Here is a 448-nt window from a genome sequence, read left to right as displayed (position 1 = left end):
GGCCTCGGCCTTGCCACTGAAGGCTGGCTGGGTATCGTCGGTGCGACCACCACTTTGCACGGGCCCATGCACTTCACCCACATCGTCATAAACGCTGTCGATGGTCGGTGCGCTCGGCCGCGAGCTGTCAATGGTGATCACATACTGCGTGCTCGACGCCGTGCTGTTGCCTGCTGCGTCCGCGGCGCTGATGGTGAATGTATACGTGCCATCCAGCAGCGGCGTGCCCGGGGTGAAGACCCACTTCCCGTCCGCATCGGCGACGGTGCTGCCCAGCAGGACGCCATTGGCCATTACGCTGACCGTGCTGCCCTTCTCCGCCTTGCCCGACAGCGTTGGCGTGGAATCGTCAGTGCTCTGGCCATTCTGGATCACGCCAAGCACGTCGCCTGCATCATCCAGCACCTGCTCGATGGTTGGCTCACTGGGCGCAGTCAGGTCCACTTCC

General features: G+C 63.6%; 1 protein-coding gene. It reads right to left on the bottom strand.

Annotation, left to right across the window (positions count from 1 at the left end; all coding sequences use genetic code 11):
- Positions 1–448: Ig-like domain-containing protein (locus ACVOL0_RS20405; protein ID WP_481550634.1), on the bottom strand; the 448-nt coding region annotated here is incomplete at both ends.

The sequence above is a fragment of the Stenotrophomonas sp. STEN021 genome, assembly GCF_056760175.1.
This window is presented reverse-complemented; position numbering and strand designations above follow the sequence as displayed.